The sequence below is a fragment of the Rhizobium alarense genome (assembly GCF_021555155.1).
GTDB lineage: Bacteria > Pseudomonadota > Alphaproteobacteria > Rhizobiales > Rhizobiaceae > Rhizobium_D > Rhizobium_D alarense.
Genome location: NZ_JAKGBU010000016.1, coordinates 40,412 through 57,648, shown reverse-complemented (window position 1 = coordinate 57,648; position 17,237 = coordinate 40,412). Strand labels below are relative to the sequence as shown.

Below are 17,237 nucleotides of genomic sequence, written 5' to 3'. Positions count from 1 at the left end.
GGGGTGGCGGGTACCCGGTTCGCTTGATCGTAAGCCCGTGCGATCAGATTCTACCATGTGCGTTTTCCAACCATATCTCACGCAGTGACGTTGCGGTTGCGCGAAGTGTGGATTGCATTGTTATTAATTGCCTGCTGAAGTAGAATTGTATATTATTTATGTTGAATACTACGGAGGGGGCGATGGAATATTCAGATGCCTATCTTCGCGAACAGCTTCCGAAAGAGAACCCTTCGTCAGAATATGTCCCCCCGGACGTCGAGCGTGAAATTGTGTCGTGGCGGGAAAAAGGCGAATTTGACGATCCGGAATTGTTGGCCAGGAGTGTCCGGTGGACGTATGCGATCTTCTCGGAGTTTAGCCTTGGCAACTATCGTTACACGGAAGGCAAAGGTCTCGGTTTTTTTCCGTGGGGACCATGCGTCTTACCGTATGATCAGCAAGTAACCGTCGGACTTTATGATAAAGACAAAGAGCGCGCGGGGTTCGGCCTAGCGCTTAATGTTCCTCAAGGGGTAGGCCCGCCATTTTATATCGCTGACTATATAGAATTTCCCCGACTGCAGCAGCGTTTCCCCTTTGCGGTGCGTCAGGTAACAACGGAATTGCACTCGCCACCAAATCCGGTAAACGCAACCACCACCTGCTGGGCAAAGTGCAATTCGTCCGGGAAATGGGGCCTGATAACTGCAGGACATGCAGTCGGGACTAACCTCGTCGGACTTTCGGTACCGCTCGATGACGGCAGTATGGCCCTGTCGCACAAAAGCTTCTGGCAACCGATAGATGCAGCCTTCATCTTGAGCGCTGCACCAACAGAACCAGTATCGTCGTTGAAAATAATTAATTTTCCCGCTTCCGGACTACCAGTAAACGTGGTTTGCAAAGGAAATAAACAATCTCGTACCGTCGCTAGCGCCTGTAATTCCCAGGGGTTTTACCAGACAAGGCTTTTTCCTGTTCTATTTTTCTTGAACCAACCATGCTCACCGGGAGACTCCGGTGCTTTGGTTCAGCTTAACACGGGAGAAGCCTGTGGAATTTACAACGGATCGCAGCCATCCCCTGATACAGGTGGGACCTCAGGGCGCGTGCTGAACTTCGCGCAAGCGATGTTCGCGCTTGATACTTCTGGATTCCTTTAGGAGGTGAACTATGACCAATGATGCGAACTGGGAAATATCGATTTTTCTTCCGGACGCTGCTCAGGTATATCCTGACTTGCCTCCCGATCAGGCGACGGAAGATTCCCTTCGGGACATCGCGCGCGCAATTGGACGTGTCGTCAGGGTACGCAAGGAGAATGTTCAGGATCAGTGGAATCGGACGCTGGACACCTTGATGGCCCTCGGCTCCGCTGTAGCGCAAAAATCCGGCGAATGGCGTATAGACGAAATTGAGGTCGGCCTTACCCTGAGCGCCAAGGGAGAGCTGCTATTTATTGCCGAAGCCGGCGCAGAAGCGAGCATAAAATTCACGTTAAAACCGAAAACCTGATGCACCGACGCAAGATTCGGTCGGCCAGGGAAAACAGCTGTTGGTATATTTATGAGATAATCATTTTTGCAGGCGAGTCATGGAGGTTGGGGGAATTCCAGAGGTTTTCTGTTCCCGCCGTTCTATAGGAGTACCGGGCAGTAGGACCGGGTAACATAGCATCGAAATTCCCAAAGTTACCTCTCGATTTCCCCGCCCCCGCAACCCGCGTTATCCTATCCCTCCTTCCACCGCCGGACGTGTCGATGCGGGCGGAAGGAGGCGCTTTCGTTTGCGATCAGTACGTGCAGCCGTGGCGGACGAGGCGCGGAGCAGAAGGGGGTATGCCCGCGCCCCGTCAGCCGAGCATCGCGCAAAGGCCGTTGACGGTGTTGGCGTTGCGCAGCGTGCCGATGCCGAGCTTTTTTGTCGTGAGGTGCCCGGCAAGGCGCGTCTCGTCCGGCGCGCCGGAAAAGTCGATCCACGGGTCGCCATCGACGAGCGCCAGCCGGAGACCGGGTGCTGCGACGGCGCAAAGCCGCTCGAAGGCGGCCTGCGGCAGCGGCGCGCGCATCACCCGCACCGTCACGTGGCCTGCGTCGCTGGTCGCAAAAGGGTTGCCCGCCGCAAGCCGCCGCCAGTCATCGGCACTGCGCACGAGACTATCGACAGGCCGGCCGAAATGCCGGCGAAAACCCGCCTCCAGCGCCGCCTCGATCTCGCCGACCGCGCCGCAATCGCCATTGGCATCGGCATCGGCATCGGCATCGAAGACCAGATTGCCGGTCGAGACCAGCGTGCGCGGATTGCTGAAGCCGAGCGCCTCCGCCATCGCCCGCAGTTCCGCCATCACCACGCGGCGGCCGGGCGACAGCACGATCGAATGCAGAAGCGCCACATGGCTCGCCATCGCCTCAGCCCCTGCCGGACGACACGCGCCAGAGCCGCCAGGGCGCCCACCAGTAAAACCGCGGCGCCAGCGCCTCCGGCACCGGGTCGAGCCCGCTCGTGCCGCCCGGCCCGCAGCGCAGGAACCGGAAGAGCGCCATAAAACCGCCCCGCCACAGCCCGTGCCGCGCCACTGCCTCGTAACCATATTCCGAACAGGTCGGGATATGCCGGCAGCTATTGCCGATGAAGCCGGAGAGCGTCAGCTGATAAAGCCGGATCAGCCCCATGCCGAAAAGCCGCCCCGGCGTTTTGCGAAACCGCCCCCGCCAGTTGCGGCCGCGATAGGGCCTGGGCGCGTCGTGCCTGCAATCGGGCGCGCTACACATCGGACCGGCTGCCGGGTCGAGAAAGACCCCTCCCCAACCCCTCCCCACAAGGGGGTGGAGCTAACCCGGCCGCGCGGTTGGTGCCCGGGAGGCCAGCGAGGGAAGCGAGGGAAGCGAGGGAAGCGGGTGCGACCGCCGGCGTTGTGCCTACAAGATCAGAAGGCGGGGCTGCCGCTGCCGGGAACGCGGTGTCCTCAAAGACCCCCTCATCCGCCTGCCGGCACCTTCTCCCCGATGGGGAGAAGAGGCAGGAGGCCGGCTCCGCGCTCTTTCTTCTCCCCAGCGGGGAGAAGGTGGCCCGAAGGGTCGGATGAGGGGGGCTTTGACGACCATTCGGACAGAAGGCAGCGCCCCGAAACGCCACCGCTCCCCGCAATACGCCCGCAACCGAAAACGCCCGACCGAGCCGGGGCACGACGCCCAAAGCCCCTCCCTCTTGCGGGGAGGGGCTGGGGAGGAGTCTTCTTCCCTGACGAATCGCTAACGCGCCCCTCACCGGACCGCCACCGGCCGCTTCGCCTCGATCTGGCCGATGGCATCCACCACCGCGTCGAAGGTCAGCATGGTGGAGGCGTGGCGGGCCTTGTAGTCCTTGACGGGTTTCAGGAACCGCATGTCGGCGAAGCGGCCGGTCGGCCCCTCGCCGTCCGCCTTCAGCATGGCAAGCATGTCGGCGCGCGCCTGGCGGATCTCGGCCGCCGTCGCGCCCACCACGTGGCGCGCCATCACCGAGGACGACGCCTGGCCGAGCGCACAGGCTTTCACCTCGTGGGCGAAGTCGCTCACCGTGTCGCCGTCCATCTTCACGAAGACCCTGACCCGCGAGCCGCAGAGCTTCGAATGGGCGCTCGCCTCGGCATCGGCGTCGGCAAGCGTGCCGATGCGCATGATATTGCCGGCGAATTCGAGGATCCGGCTGTTGTAGATATCGTCCATCATCCTGCAGTCTTCCGTCGCTGTTGCGCGATCTTTAATGATCCGGGCACAATATTCCACCGGAGACGGGAAAAAAGCACGAGGCGTCGCCCGCGGGCTCTTCCACAGCCTTGGCGGCATACTATATGCTATGTCGTGTTGGGGTGACGGTTTTGCAATGCGGATCATCGGCATGCATATCCGGCGCCTGTTGTTTGGGAAACCGTGCCGGACGGTCGAAGCACTGAGACGCTAGACCCGAAAGCCCCGGAGCCCGCCGACGGAACCCAAGCCTGCAGGGTTAGGCGAATGGCCAGTGGCGAGAGTCCGATCTGACGCAAGTCTACCTGCAGAAAGGCAAATGGGTCCATGGACGCCATCGTCAAGAATTTTCCGCTGAAGGACGACAACGGCCGCCCCTCGCAGAAGGAAGCCGAGGACGCCGTGCGCGTGCTTTTGCGCTGGGCCGGCGACGACCCGGAGCGCGAGGGCCTGATCGACACGCCGTCGCGCGTGGCGAAAGCCTATCGCGAACTGTTCTCCGGCTACGACCTCGCCCCCGAGGACGTGCTCGGCCGCACCTTCGAGGAGGTGGCCGGTTATGACGACATCGTGCTCGTCAAGGACATCCCGTTCTATTCGCACTGCGAGCACCACATGGTGCCGATCATCGGCAAGGCGCATGTCGCCTATCTGCCGGACGGCAAGGTGCTCGGGCTTTCCAAGATCGCCCGCGTCGTCGAGATCTACGGCCGCCGCCTGCAGACGCAGGAGACGATGACGGCGCAGATCGCCAAATCGATCGACGAGACGCTCAATCCGCGCGGCGTCGCGGTGATGATCGAGGCCGAGCATATGTGCATGGCGATGCGCGGCGTGCAGAAACAGGGCTCGACAACGCTGACCACCACCTTTACCGGTGCCTTCAAGACGGAACCCGCCGAACAGGTGCGGTTCATGACGATGATCCGGGGCCGCGGCTGAGACCGCCGGCCTCTCGAGACGGGGCCGACATGGCGATAACCTTCCAAAAACCATCCGCCGACAAGGCGGTGCTCGAGACCGGCGCCGCCTTCACGCCGCGCTTCGACGCGAACGGCCTCGTTACCGCCGTCGTCACCGACGCGCGCGACGGCGAGCTTTTGATGGTCGCGCACATGAACGCCGAGGCGCTCGCCCTGACGCTTCAGACCGGCATCGCGCATTACTGGAGCCGCTCGCGCGACGCGCTCTGGAAGAAGGGCGAGACGTCCGGCAACCTGCAGACCGTCGTTGAACTGCGGACCGACTGCGACCAGGACGCCGTCTGGCTGAAGGTCGCCGTCGCCGGCCACGACGCCACCTGCCACACCGGCCGCCGCTCCTGCTTCTACCGCACGGCAAAGCTCGAAGACGGTCGCCCGACGCTGGCGGTCACCGGCGGCGATCCGCAGTTCGACCCGGCCGCCGTCTACGGCGGCACGCCCCGCTGACGCCGGGCGGGCCGGCCGCCAAATAGGCATCTGCGCATTTCGCGGTCAATTTTCCCGCCGATTCACTCTTTTGCAAGGGATCGGGCGCGTAATGGTGCCGTCGCTGCGACATATCCGCACGGAACGAAACGATGAGAGCCGCACGCCCGCCCCGGCCCCGAAACAGGCGATCCCGCAAGGGAGACCCGGCGGGCCGCGCACCGGCCGGGCGTGACGCAGGTTTCGCCCCGCGCGGCGCTCTTCCGGACATGGCGCGCAGCCCGGCGGCGGATGTTCCCGCCGGTACTGAAAATGATCGGCCGAAACATTATTTTACTGGTCGGAACCGCTTGCGTCCGGAACACTGCGGACGCCCACGAGTTCCCCTGCGGGTTGGAGGCGTTCCATGCTGAACTGGAGTTTCAATCGCACCGTAGCGACCGCCGACGCGGCCGATCCCGGCGGCCCCTCCCTCAACGATCATTCCGATATTCCCGTCACCCCACCGCCCCGCCGGTCGAAGATCGCGCTGGCGCTCGGCGGCGGCGCGGCGCGCGGCTGGGCGCATATCGGCGTGCTGCGGGCCCTCGACGAGGAAGGCATCGAGGTCGGCATGATCGCCGGCACGTCGATCGGCGCGCTGGTCGGCGGCTGCTACCTCGCCGGCAAACTCGACGAACTGGAGGTCTTCGCCCGCTCGCTCACCATGCGGCGCATCGCCAGCCTGCTCGACTTCACCATCCGCGGCAGCGGCCTGTTCGGCGGCATGCGGCTGACGCGGCGCATGCAGGAGCATCTCGAGCACCTCGCGATCGAGGATCTCGACCGCCCCTTCGTCGCCGTGGCGACCGAGGTCAACAGCGGTCACGAGGTGTGGATCGGCGGCGGCTCGCTCATCACCGCCATCCGCGCCTCCTATGCGCTTCCGGGCATTTTCGAGCCGATCAAGTGCAACGGCCGCACGCTGGTCGACGGCGCGCTGGTCAACCCGGTGCCCGTCTCGGTCTGCCGCGCCCATGAGGAGCCGCTCGTCGTCGCCGTCAACCTGAACTACGACCTCTACGGCCGCTCCGCCGTCATCAAGCACAGCGCCAGCGTCCAGAAGATCGAGGACCAGGTGCATCAGGAAAACAGCGAGGCGCGACTCGGGCTGACGAGCGTCATGGTTCAGGCCTTCAACATCATCCAGGACCGCATCTCGCGGGCGCGGCTGGCCGGCGACCCGCCGGACCTGTCGCTGCACCCGAAGCTCTCGGACATCGGCTTGTCGGAATTCCACCGCGCCGGCGAAGCGATCGACCGCGGCTATCAGGAAGCGAAGGCGAAGATCCTCGAAATACAGCGCATGCAGGAAGCCCTGCTGCGCTGACGGGCCGCGGGCGCGACCCGTCCACAGGATCGCCTATCCGGCGATATAGGCCTTGATCTCGGCCGCCTCGCGCTCGATCGAGCGGATATGCGCCTTGACGACGTCGCCGATCGAGATGATGCCGACCAGCCTGCCGCCTTTTTCGACCGGGATATGGCGCGCGCGCAGCGTGCTCATCATTTCCATGATCTCGTCGACGGTCGCGCTCTCGTCGCAGCGATGGACGTTGCCCCACATGATGGAGGAGATCGGCTTGTCGAGGCAATCCTCGCCCGACTTGGCGATCGCAGCCACGATGTCGCGCTCGGTCAGAATACCCGAGATACGATCGTTGCGATCGACGATGACGATCGCTCCGATATGATTCTCATGGAGATAGACCGCAGCCTGGCGAACGGTGAGCTGGGGACCGCCGGTAACGACGTTGCGGCCCTTTTCGTCCAGGATCGACTTTACATACATGCAATTCCTCCCGTGTGCATCATGACGCAGAGAGGGCAGATCGACCCATGCGCGGGCGAACTGCCCGTCGACGAAGAAGATGCCTCCTCGACATCTCCTTCCCCTTCCGGCCGCCATGCGCGAACCGGAATGATGTCATGGTGCGCCACGAAACGGGCGAATGCAAGGCTGCTGTTGCGACAGCGTTAACCGGCGGGACGCTCGTCCATGACCTCCGCCGGCCGCCGGTCGAACAGCGGGAAGCAGAAGAAGCCGAACAGGAAACCGCCGATATGCGCCTCCCAGGCGATCGTCGCCCCGCCGCCGGCCGCAAAGGTCTGGCCGAAGCCGATTGCGAAATTGGTGAGAAACCAGATGCCGGAGAAGACGAGCACCGAGCGGTTGGCGAAGGCCTCGCGCACGGTCAGGCGGCGGTTCAGGTGCGCGAACTGCCGGCTGATGCGGCCGCTCGGCGAGAAGACGAAGCGGGCTGCCGCCCCCATCAGGCCCGAGACGACGCCGGACGCGCCGAGCACGACGATCATGCCCCCCCAGTGGAACAGCATGTGCAGCGCCACGGCAGCGACGGCCGAGAGGATCCAGAACACGACGAAGCGCAGGCTGCCGATTCGCCGGACGACCGGCGCGCCGAAGGCGACCATCCAGAAGGCGTTGAAGATCAGGTGCTCCCAGCCGCCGTGCAGCAGCGAATAGGTCACCGGCGTCCAGATCCAGGCCGGATCCGCGGCCATGACCTCGGCATAGTAGCGTGCCGGGATGAAGGCGAAATGCAGCAGCAGCCACTCGTCCGCCGACTGCGACAGTATGAAGGTCCGCATGAGATGGATGAGCGTCAGCAGCGCCAGCGCGAGGGTCAGGGCCGTCGGAAGGTTGATCGCCGGCTCGCGCTTTCGCTCGAGGTCTGGCAATGCCTCGGCAGACCCCTGCCCCGGTTCGGAATTTGTCATACGCAATTGTCCGTCACTTCAAATGGCTGACCGGCTTATACAGATAAAAGATGGGCCGCGCAGCTTTCGCGCGCGGCCCGAGGCCCCAAATCCCGGCCCCTGAAATGTGTGCTGAACTGTCCGCTCCGTGAAGCGATGGCGAAGGTGTGGCATGACCGGCCGCAGCCGGCAACGCAAACCATTGGTTAACCTTAATTCGCCCTTGGCACGGCGCTCGCATGACCGTCATGTGAAGGTATGCGGCGGGCTTTTCCGTCATGTACCGGGACAGATTGGCGGACGATCCGGATGCAAAGCAGAATTTCTGGCGAGCTCTACGACTACTGGCGGCGGGTGAAAGGCGAAGGCGATGCACCGTATCGGCACGCCGTCGAGCCCGCCGACATCCGCGCGCTGCTGCCGTTTCTCTTCATTCTCGAACAGGTGCCCGCCGCGGCACCCCGCTTCCGGCTTGCGGGAACCCGGCTGTGCGAACTCTTCGCCCGCGAGCTGCGCGGTTCGGACTTTGGCGGCGTCTTTGCCGCCGACATCCGCAACCGGGTCGCGCGCATCGGCGGGAACACCATGGCGCACGGCACCCCGGCGGTGCTGGAGGCCACGGCCTACGGCAGCCATCCGCGCGGCACCCGGGTCGAACTCGTCCTGCTGCCGATGCGCAGTGCCGGCGGAGAGACGGACCGGCTGATCGGCGCCCTCAGCCCGCTCGAGGACCTCGACCTTCTCGCTGTGCCGTTCCGGTACATGGCACTCGACGGCGTCACGGCCATCGACGCGGCACAGGGCGGCGAAACCGTCGCCAGCCGCCCCGCCCTTCCGCTAGCGCCGCCCGCCGCGACCGGCAATACCATGTTCGGTGCCGCCGTCCGCCGTGTGCTGCATCTCAAGGTCTTCGACGGCGACAAACACCGCTGATCGGGCGCAAATACGATAGAATGCGCGCCCCGGTGGAAAAAGCTTCGCCGCCCTGAAGGTTTTGAAGCCGAAAACAACCTTCCGTTAACCCCGAAAGGTTAGGACTCGGAAAGTGAATTATTGTCAGGCTGGGGCACCCATGTACTCCTTTCAGCAAGCGGCACCGGCAAAACCCGGCATCCCGGTGGAGCAGCGGCATTTCCAGCGTGTTTCCGTCAATCTGTCGGGCCGCCTCATGCTGCCCAACCACGACGAATACGAATGCCTCGTGATCGACATGTCGCCCGGTGACGCCTTCTTCGCGTGCGTCGCCCGGCCGCGCTCCGGCGAACGCATCATCGCCTATGTCGACCATCTCGGCCGCATCGAAGGCAACGTGGTCGCTTCGAGCGACCAGGGCTTCGCCATCGCGCTGACCGCAACCGACCGCAAGCGCGAGAAGCTTGCGGCCCAGCTCACCTGGATCGCCAACAAACACGAGCTCGGCCTGCCCGAGGATCGACGGCACAGCCGTCTCGCGCCGCGCAAGACGCGCACCGAGATCACGCTCGACGACGGCCGCAAATATCCGTGCCGCATCATCGACCTGTCGATGTCCGGTGCCGCAGTCGACATCGAGGTCCGTCCGGCGCTTGGAACGCCGGTGCAGCTCGGCAATATGCGCGGGCGCGTCGTGCGCCATTTCCAGGAAGGCGTCGCAATCGAATTCTCGAGCGTCCAGTCCAGGGAAGCGCTGACCGAATTCCTCTGACCGGTCCGCCACGTCCGGCGCTTCCTATCCAGGGCCCCGTTTTCGGGGCCTTTATTGTTTCGGAATGAGGCAACCACCTCCCGAAATGACACCGCGTCAAAATTTTTCTGATTTTTTTTCGGACACCGCACCGCGATCCGCGTGCGCCTCGGCCGCCTTCCGCGCGGCCCAGGCTCGCACAGGGCCCCGGTCGCAGCCCCGACCGGCCACACGCCATCGGCGGCCGCCGCGCCGCGCGCAAGAAATTTTCTCCGTCTTTTCAAGAGCTTGAGTGAAGCCGATCAGTCGAAGGACCCGGTAGATCGTTATAAATTTAATCGAATTTTCGGCGCATTTTACTCAAGTACAGTTCGAATTTTATACTTATTCGCTTCGAATTTACACTTAATTGCGCCACCGATTTTCGCGAGAGATCAAAATATAGCTGTCATTGTCGAACCATAACGGGGAAACGACAATGACAAAAACACAGAAAAAAGCAGGGGCATTCATCTTTATTCTTGGCGCACTTCTGGCAAATCCGGCCAGCGCCCTACCGCTGAACATGGATATCGCAGGCGCCACGAACCAGCCGATCGGGCATTACGAGTTCTGCCGCCAGTATAGCGACGAGTGCGACAGTATCGGCGACGACACGGGGCCGCTCATTCTGAGCGAGGCGAGCTGGAAAGCGATCCTCAACGTCAACTACACGGTCAATTCCTCGATCGAACCGCTCACCGACCAGGAGATCTACGGCGTCGAGGAGCGCTGGGCCTATCCGCGCTCGGTCGGCGACTGCGAGGATTACGTCCTCCTGAAGCGCAAGCTGCTCATCAAGGCCGGCATTTCGCCGTCCGACCTGCTGATCACGGTCGTGCTCCAGCCGAACGGCGACGGCCATGCCGTCCTGACGGTGCGCACCGACCGCGGCGACTTCGTTCTCGACAACATGCGCAACAAGGTGCTGCTGTGGTCGGAGACCGAATACCGCTTCCTCAAGCGGCAGTCTTCCGCCAATGCCGGCAAGTGGATGAAGATCCAGGACGGCCGCGCGACGACGGCGGTCGGCAGCGTCAAGTAGGCCTGCCGCCCGCAAGGGCCGGCAAGCGGATGTGAATTCGGGCGCGCCGACGGTGCGCCCTCAAAGCCAGGACCTCGGTCAGTCCCCAATCCCCGTCCCCGACCAAGGTCCTTGCGGCCGGTTCCGCTGTCCCGGAGCCGGCCGCGCCTTCATTCGGACGCAGCACCCCGACATCGTTAACGGATGATTAACCCTGTCCGGAGCACAGTCGCGCCATGCCCGCCGCGCCCCACGCCGGCCGAGCGCATGGACGGAGGCTTCATGAACCGCGCCGGCGTCGACGCCGCTCCCGAGCACACGCCCCTCTTCTCGCCCCGCCTGCTGACCCGATTGACGGCGGGTATCGCCCTGCTCTGTGCGCTGACGCTGACGGTCAGCGTCGCCGGACGCTGGGCCGGCGAACGGCTGGCGCTCTCCGGCCATACCGAGGACACGACGCCGGTGGACATACTGATCGGCGAGGATCACCTGCGGTTTCCCGCCAATGTGATCCGCTTTGACGAGCAGCGCGTCACCGGGCAGGCCGAGCGGGTCGATCTCTACCTGCTGTGGCCGGAAATGGAGGGATATTCCAACGGCAACCGGCTGCGGTTCAACGACGTGAGCCATCCCGAGAGTCTGATCTTCCTGCAACTCTCCCAGAGCACCATGTCGAAGGACATGTCCGGCCGGCTGGCGCCGATCTACGAGCGGCTCTTCGAGGATGCCGGCCAAGCCGGACCCGCCGGCCTGACGCTGCGCCGGCTCAGGGACCAGTCGGGCTACGGCAACGAAGTCTTCCTCACGGCGCCGCTCAACGCCGGTTCCGACTATGCCGTGCGCTGCATGCTGCCGCAGAACGACACGCTTTCGACGAGCGCCGACTGCCAGCGCGACATCCATCTCGGTGAGGACCTCAGCGTCCTTTATCGCTTCTCGAGCAGACTCTTGCCACAGTGGCGCGCCATGGAGACCGCGGTGCGCGCCTATGTCGAGGGACGGCTCGTCGCGGGCGGACTGAAGACCTCGCGCAACGCCTTTCGATAAAAATGCCCGCGACCGGGAAACCGACCATTCATCATAAACCGATTGGTAACGCTGTGCCGATAAGGTTCATGTCCAGCGGTCGTTTCTGGAGGCGGCGGCCGGATGTGCAATACGAGACTGAAGAGTAGCCGAGTGTCCCTATCCTCTTTTACCGATTTGTTGCCGACGTCGCTGCAACTCAGGCCGAAGACGGCCCGCTGGCTTCTTATCTCGGGCGCCGTCGCGGTCATGGCCTCTGCCGGTCCGGCCCAGGCAAATCCGAAATATGCCGGCATCGTCGTCGATGCGAAATCCGGCAAGGTGCTCTACAGCGAGGACGCGGACGCGCTGCGCTACCCGGCATCGCTCACCAAGATGATGACGCTCTATCTCACCTTCGAGGCGCTCGAATCGGGCAAGATCCGCAAGGACAGCCGCGTGCCCGTCTCCAGGAATGCCGCCAAGGAGCCGCCGTCCAAGCTCGGCGTCGGCGCCGGCAACAGCCTGACCGTCGACCAGGCGATCAAGGCCCTGGTGACCCGCTCGGCCAATGACGTCGCGACGGCGCTCGGCGAATTCCTCGGCGGCTCCGAGGATCGTTTCGCCCGCCTCATGACGCAGAAGGCCCGGCAGCTCGGCATGACGCGCACCGTCTACCGCAACGCGCACGGCCTGCCGAACGCCGCGCAGGTGACGACGGCCCGCGACCAGGCGCGCCTCGGCATGGCGCTGCGCCAGCACTTCCCGCAATATTACGATTATTTCTCCACGCGCAGCTTCAAGTTCGGCCGCCAGACGATCGGCAACCACAACCGCCTGCTCGGCGCGGTGCGCGGCGTGGACGGCATCAAGACCGGCTACACCCGTGCGTCCGGCTACAATCTGGTGACCTCCGCGCAGGTCGACGGCCGCAGCGTCGTCGGCGTCGTGCTCGGCGGGCGCTCCGGTGCGTCGCGCGACGCGCAGATGAAGAAACTTGTCGCCGCCTATCTCGGCAAGGCGTCGCGCCGCGGCAATGGCGGCCTCATCGCCCAGGCGGAGGATGCGCCGACGCTTGCGACGGCAGCCGTTGCAGCCGACTCCGGCCACGATCTCCCGGTGAACGGCCCGGTCCCGACCTACCGTTACGAGGAAAGCCGCATCGAGACAGCCTATGCGGCGACCTCCGGCAACGGGAGCGTCGTCGGCAAGGAAGCGCTTGCTGCGACGCTGAAGCTGCAGCGCGAGGTTGCCGTGCCCGAACCGGCTCCCGAATATATGCCGGAGCAGGGCGACACGAACGGTGCCTCCGTCGACGAACTGACCACCTCGTCCACCGTCGTCGCGACGGCAGCCGACGTGCCGTCGGGCTGGGTGATCCAGATCGGCGCGACGCCGGACCAGAAGCAGGCCAGGGACCTGCTCGACCGCGCCCGGTCGAGCGGCGGCAAGGCGCTGAACGGCGCGACGCCGTTCACGGTCGCCTACCAGGAGCTCTATCGCGCCCGTTTCGCCGGCTTTGCCGGCCAGGATGGCGCGGTCGCCGCCTGCAAGGTGCTGAAGCGCAAGGGATTCGCCTGCTGGGCGAGCCTGCAGTGAGATTTGCTGCGGGGCCTCGGCTCCGCTGAAAGACAGGCCTTGCCCCTGCGGCACCGGATGGGTTCGAGTTCCGGTGATCGGGCAAGGCAGGCGGCACGCCACAGGCGGACCGCGACCTCGATTTGGTATTGCGTACGAGGACAATCATGGCAGTGAACGAGAACGTGTCGGATGCGGCGCATCCGGAGACTGCAGGCAGGAAGAAGCCGTTCAAGAGCGCGCTTCTGCCGCTGCACGAGGCGGCGATGCGGATCGCCGACCTCGGACTGACGCGTTCGCGGTCACGCACCAAGGACCTCGTCGGCATGCTGCTCGCCCACGGCGCACGCGCCTGGCGGAGCACGCAGCCTACAGTCGGCATCCATCTGCATGTTGCCTCCGTCAGCCGCAGCCGGGCGGTCCGCATCCGGCTGCGCTGAGCGCCCGCTCCGTCAGAGCAGACCGAGTTCCGCGAGCTCGCGGCGCAGTTCCACCGGCAGGTCGCCGCCGCCGAGCGCCTTCAGGTCGCGCGGCGCCTCGTCTTCGTTGAGGTAACGCCAGCCCTGGAAGGCACGGCGCGGCTGGAGTTCCGTCTCGATCACCTCGGGGCCGAGCACCAGGTCGCAGCGGCCGATCCCCTGCCCGTCCGTGAAGGTGCGGATGTCGAGCAGCCTCTGGCGCGCCTGCACCTGTCCCTTGATCACCCAGTAGAGCGAGCCGCCGTCAAGCAGTTCGTCGACCCGTTTCGGAACCATGCGGGTCGTGTGGGTCGAGCTCGGCTCGAGCCCGGCGGCGATCGCGATCAGCGCGCGCTCGGCAACCCACTCGCCGAGGTCCTGGATGCTCTCGGCGCCGACGCAGAGTTTGATGAGATGCAGTGCCATGGCCCTTTAAACGCCCACCGGCCGGCCGCGGTCAAGGCCGAAGCCGCACGGCGTCCACAGGGCGCCGCCGTCAACACTCCACGACGTTGACCGCGAGGCCTCCGGTCGAGGTTTCCTTGTACTTCTCGTTCATGTCGACGCCGGTCTGCCGCATCGTCTCGATACAGGCGTCGAGCGGCACGAAATGCTGGCCGTCGCCCTTCAGCGCCAGCGAGGCGGCGGTCACGGCCTTGACGGCACCGAGTGCGTTGCGCTCGATGCAGGGCACCTGCACGAGGCCGGCGACGGGGTCGCAGGTCATGCCGAGATGGTGCTCGAGCGCGATCTCGGCAGCGTTCTCGATCTGCTCCGGCGTGCCGCCCATGACGGCCGCGAGCCCGGCAGCGGCCATGGCGGAGGCGGAGCCCACCTCGCCCTGACAGCCGACCTCGGCGCCGGAGATCGAGGCATTGTGCTTGATGATGCCGCCGATCGCCGCAGCGGTCAGCAGATAGTCGCGGATGCCGTCCTGGTCGGCGTCCTCGTGGAAATGCAGGTAGTAGCGCACCGTCGCCGGCACGACGCCGGCAGCCCCGTTGGTGGGCGAGGTCACGACGCGGCCGCCGGCCGCATTCTCCTCGTTGACCGCCATCGCGTAGACGCTCAGCCAGTCGTTGGCGAGCAGCGGGTTCGCCTTGTTCGAGCGCCATTCGGCCTGCAGCTTGTCGTGGATCATGCGCGCGCGGCGGCGAACCTTGAGCCCGCCCGGCATGATACCCTCGCCGGTGAGCCCGCGGTCGATGCACGCCTTCATCGCCCCCCAGATGCGGTCGAGCCCGGCGTCGAGCTCGGCGCGGGACATCGAGACCTCCTCGTTGGCGCGCTTCATCTGGGCGATGGTGAGGCCGGAGCGCGCCGCCATCTCCAGCATCTCCCTGGCCGACGAGAAGGGAAACGGCACCTTCCGGTCGCCGGAGCGCGCCTTTGCTCCGCGCATCGCTTCCAGTTCCGTGTCGGTGACGACGAAACCGCCGCCGACCGAATAATAGATGCGCTTCAGGAGCAGCCGGTCGTCCCGGTCGTGGGCGCTGAAGGTCATGCCGTTGGCATGGCCCGGCAGCGGGTTCTTCTTGTCGAAGACGAGATCGGTCTTCGGCTGGAAGGCATAACCCGGATGACCGGGCGGCGTGATGCGGCCGGTGCGCTCGACTTCCGCGACGATCGCGTCCATGCGGTCGGGATCGACCTCGTCGGGGCGCTCGCCCATCAAGCCGAGGATGACGGCACGGTCCGAGCCATGGCCGACGCCCGTATAGGCGAGCGAGCCGTGCAGGCTCATGCGGATCGCCGCGACATGGGCGCCCGCCGGACGCGGCCAGTCGTCGGACAGGATGAGGTCGAGGAAGCGGTTGGCCGCCGACATCGGCCCCATCGTATGCGAACTCGACGGGCCGATGCCGATCTTGAAGACGTCGAATACGGATAGGAACATGCCGTGTGGCTCCCTTGTGGCGATGCGGATCGATCTGCTTTTCTTACGTTACCACGTCGTCGGGATGATGCGACGGCCCGACATGCGCTTGGGCGGCTGCGACATGGCAACCGCCGGAATCAAAACAGCGCGCCTGGGAGGGGCGCGCTGTTTCGAAAGGAAGCCGGAAAAGGATCAGATTCCGCCAAAAAGATAGGCGAGAACCAGAAGACCCGCAAACCCGATCACTGTGCGTAGCGTTACGCCCCAGCAAGATTTCTGAACGGTGCTTTCCATGATGTCTCCGAAGGAAGAACGTCTATGTCGCTGGCCCCGACAGGCAGCGGCAGTGGGCTCTTCTTAATGAAGGATTCATGAAACCGCAATCGCTAAAAGTGGCGAGAAAGTGGCGCCGTCCGCATGACAGCCATTCACCGGACGCATAGGCTGTATCAAAAACAAACACTTACAGCCTCCGGCCGTGGAAGCGCCCGACATGCTCGGCGCCTTGCTTTCACCGGAAATATTGACGGAATGTTGCGCTGCAAGGGGATCGGCGCGCCGGAGCGCTTGCAAAGGCCGAAAAGCATGGCACAACGATTCCATGTCGATCACCGATTTCGTCGCCCTCGCCTTCTTCGCCGTGCTGTGGCTCAGCTATGGCTGGATCACCGACCGCGCCAAGTTCTTCAACCGCGTCAGCCTGACCCGGGCCATGCGGTCGCAGCGCGCCGCCTGGATCCGCAACGCCATGAAGCGCGACCTGCGCATGATCGACACGCAGATCATGGCGGGGCTGCAGAACGGCACGGCGTTCTTCGCCTCCACCTCCATCTTCGCGCTCGGCGGCTGTTTCGCGCTGCTCGGCGCGACGGAGCAGGTCTTCGCCATCTTCGGCGACCTGCCCTTCGTCTTCCGGGGCAGCCGGGCCGGCTTCGAGCTCAAGGTCGGCGGGCTCGCCTGCATCTTCGGCTATGCCTTCTTCAAGTTCGGCTGGGCCTATAGGCTGTTCAACTACTGCACCATCCTGTTCGGGGCGATCCCCATGGCCGGCGAACTGCAGAGGGATCCGGCCGCAGCCGACCTTGCCGCAGACAAGGTCATCCACATGAACATCCTCGCGGCCAAGCATTTCAATGCCGGGCTGCGGGCGATCTTCCTGTCGATCGGCTATCTCGGCTGGTTCGTCAGCCCTTATGTGCTGATCGTGACGACCGCGCTCGTCATTGTCGTGCTGATCCGCCGCCAGTTCTATTCGGAAGCCCGTCTGGCGGTCATGCAGGACTGAAGCGGCCGGCGTCGCCGCGCGACGGCCACGTTTCCGCCAATTGCCCGGCGCAAGTTTCGGCTGGCATTCTTCCCCTCGAGAACCGGCGGCATCCGACATGACCCAACTCGCAATCGATTCGGACACTCGGCAACAGCAGCACGGCGCGGCAACCGCCGCCGCTGCCGGCGGCCGGCTGGCGAGCATCGACATGGCCCGCGCCATGGCGCTCGTCGCGATGGCGATCTACCATTTCACCTGGGATCTCGAATTCTTCGGCTATGTCGAACCGGGCACGGCGGGCACCGGCGGCTGGAAGATCTTCGCGCGGCTGATCGCCGGCAGCTTCCTGTTCCTGGCGGGCCTCGGCCTGGTCCTCGGCCACGGAGAAGGCATCCGCTGGCATTCCTTCTGGCGGCGCCTCGCCAAGGTCGGGGCGGCCGCGGCCGCC

At 64.5% G+C, this 17,237-nt stretch carries 20 protein-coding genes; 13 read left to right on the top strand and 7 right to left on the bottom strand.

The features are described 5' to 3' along the window. Nucleotides 1-182: 182 nt before the first annotated feature. On the top strand, nucleotides 183-1,145 hold the full coding sequence (locus LXM94_RS07375; RefSeq protein WP_235770518.1) for a hypothetical protein: 963 nt from the start codon (nucleotides 183-185) through the stop codon (nucleotides 1,143-1,145). 10 nt (nucleotides 1,146-1,155) lie between these two features. After that, on the top strand, nucleotides 1,156-1,497 hold the full coding sequence (locus LXM94_RS07370) for a CU044_2847 family protein (protein WP_235770517.1): 342 nt from the start codon (nucleotides 1,156-1,158) through the stop codon (nucleotides 1,495-1,497). Nucleotides 1,498-1,834: 337 nt separating this feature from the next. On the opposite strand, the gene LXM94_RS07365 is transcribed toward LXM94_RS07370, so the two are convergent. The 3 genes from LXM94_RS07365 to LXM94_RS07355 form a co-directional block, all read right to left on the bottom strand. Beyond that, a complete protein-coding gene (locus LXM94_RS07365) occupies nucleotides 1,835-2,386 on the bottom strand; it encodes a DUF1697 domain-containing protein (RefSeq protein WP_235770516.1) in 552 nt (183 codons plus the stop codon). A gap of 4 nt (nucleotides 2,387-2,390) precedes the next feature. After that, a complete protein-coding gene (gene yidD, locus LXM94_RS07360) occupies nucleotides 2,391-2,753 on the bottom strand; it encodes a membrane protein insertion efficiency factor YidD (RefSeq protein WP_235770515.1) in 363 nt (120 codons plus the stop codon). Nucleotides 2,754-3,245: 492 nt separating this feature from the next. Further along, nucleotides 3,246-3,692 (bottom strand): iron-sulfur cluster assembly scaffold protein, encoded by a 447-nt coding sequence (locus LXM94_RS07355; RefSeq protein ID WP_235770514.1) that lies wholly within the window; start codon nucleotides 3,690-3,692, stop codon nucleotides 3,246-3,248. Nucleotides 3,693-4,037: 345 nt separating this feature from the next. On the opposite strand from LXM94_RS07355, the gene folE reads away from it, so the two are divergent. The 3 genes from folE to LXM94_RS07340 all read left to right on the top strand — a co-directional run bounded on the left by folE (nucleotide 4,038) and on the right by LXM94_RS07340 (nucleotide 6,488). Then, complete coding sequence (gene folE, locus LXM94_RS07350; protein ID WP_235770513.1) at nucleotides 4,038-4,652, top strand: GTP cyclohydrolase I FolE; 615 nt, start codon at nucleotides 4,038-4,040, stop codon at nucleotides 4,650-4,652. A gap of 29 nt (nucleotides 4,653-4,681) precedes the next feature. Beyond that, nucleotides 4,682-5,140, top strand: coding sequence for a phosphoribosyl-AMP cyclohydrolase (gene hisI / locus LXM94_RS07345; protein WP_235770512.1), 459 nt, complete (start codon nucleotides 4,682-4,684; stop codon nucleotides 5,138-5,140). 385 nt (nucleotides 5,141-5,525) lie between these two features. Next, a complete protein-coding gene (locus LXM94_RS07340) occupies nucleotides 5,526-6,488 on the top strand; it encodes a patatin-like phospholipase family protein (protein ID WP_235770511.1) in 963 nt (320 codons plus the stop codon). 33 nt (nucleotides 6,489-6,521) lie between these two features. On the opposite strand, the gene LXM94_RS07335 is transcribed toward LXM94_RS07340, so the two are convergent. Together LXM94_RS07335 and LXM94_RS07330 are read right to left on the bottom strand one after the other, a co-directional pair. After that, nucleotides 6,522-6,950: a CBS domain-containing protein gene (locus LXM94_RS07335; protein ID WP_235770510.1), complete on the bottom strand. Its 429-nt coding sequence runs from the start codon at nucleotides 6,948-6,950 to the stop codon at nucleotides 6,522-6,524. Between the two features lie 185 nt (nucleotides 6,951-7,135). After that, complete coding sequence (locus tag LXM94_RS07330) at nucleotides 7,136-7,897, bottom strand: rhomboid family intramembrane serine protease (protein ID WP_235770509.1); 762 nt, start codon at nucleotides 7,895-7,897, stop codon at nucleotides 7,136-7,138. 288 nt (nucleotides 7,898-8,185) lie between these two features. Between LXM94_RS07330 and LXM94_RS07325 the strand changes: the two genes are divergently transcribed. The 6 genes from LXM94_RS07325 (at nucleotide 8,186) to LXM94_RS07300 (ending at nucleotide 13,625) form a co-directional block, all read left to right on the top strand. Continuing rightward, nucleotides 8,186-8,809, top strand: coding sequence for a PAS domain-containing protein (locus LXM94_RS07325; protein WP_235770508.1), 624 nt, complete (start codon nucleotides 8,186-8,188; stop codon nucleotides 8,807-8,809). A 139-nt stretch (nucleotides 8,810-8,948) separates the two neighbouring features. Further along, nucleotides 8,949-9,560, top strand: coding sequence for a PilZ domain-containing protein (locus tag LXM94_RS07320; RefSeq protein ID WP_235770507.1), 612 nt, complete (start codon nucleotides 8,949-8,951; stop codon nucleotides 9,558-9,560). Between the two features lie 457 nt (nucleotides 9,561-10,017). Then, on the top strand, nucleotides 10,018-10,623 hold the full coding sequence (locus LXM94_RS07315) for a transglutaminase-like cysteine peptidase (RefSeq protein WP_235770506.1): 606 nt from the start codon (nucleotides 10,018-10,020) through the stop codon (nucleotides 10,621-10,623). Nucleotides 10,624-10,884: 261 nt separating this feature from the next. Then, nucleotides 10,885-11,649 (top strand): hypothetical protein, encoded by a 765-nt coding sequence (locus LXM94_RS07310; RefSeq protein ID WP_235770505.1) that lies wholly within the window; start codon nucleotides 10,885-10,887, stop codon nucleotides 11,647-11,649. 102 nt (nucleotides 11,650-11,751) lie between these two features. Continuing rightward, nucleotides 11,752-13,206 carry a D-alanyl-D-alanine carboxypeptidase gene (locus LXM94_RS07305; RefSeq protein ID WP_235770504.1) on the top strand — a complete coding sequence of 485 codons (1,455 nt, stop codon included), beginning with the start codon at nucleotides 11,752-11,754 and terminating at the stop codon, nucleotides 13,204-13,206. 146 nt (nucleotides 13,207-13,352) lie between these two features. Then, a complete protein-coding gene (locus tag LXM94_RS07300; RefSeq protein ID WP_235770503.1) occupies nucleotides 13,353-13,625 on the top strand; it encodes a hypothetical protein in 273 nt (90 codons plus the stop codon). 12 nt (nucleotides 13,626-13,637) lie between these two features. On the opposite strand, the gene LXM94_RS07295 is transcribed toward LXM94_RS07300, so the two are convergent. Together LXM94_RS07295 and LXM94_RS07290 are read right to left on the bottom strand one after the other, a co-directional pair. Next, nucleotides 13,638-14,069: a DUF1489 family protein gene (locus LXM94_RS07295; protein ID WP_235770502.1), complete on the bottom strand. Its 432-nt coding sequence runs from the start codon at nucleotides 14,067-14,069 to the stop codon at nucleotides 13,638-13,640. A gap of 70 nt (nucleotides 14,070-14,139) precedes the next feature. Further along, nucleotides 14,140-15,540, bottom strand: a complete 1,401-nt coding sequence (locus LXM94_RS07290; protein WP_235770501.1) for an L-serine ammonia-lyase — start codon at nucleotides 15,538-15,540, stop codon at nucleotides 14,140-14,142. Nucleotides 15,541-16,123: 583 nt separating this feature from the next. Between LXM94_RS07290 and LXM94_RS07285 the strand changes: the two genes are divergently transcribed. Beyond that, nucleotides 16,124-16,807, top strand: a complete 684-nt coding sequence (locus LXM94_RS07285; protein ID WP_235770500.1) for a DUF599 domain-containing protein — start codon at nucleotides 16,124-16,126, stop codon at nucleotides 16,805-16,807. 97 nt (nucleotides 16,808-16,904) lie between these two features. Then, the coding region (locus LXM94_RS07280) for a heparan-alpha-glucosaminide N-acetyltransferase domain-containing protein (protein WP_408015599.1) at nucleotides 16,905-17,237 on the top strand (333 nt) is incomplete at its 3' end.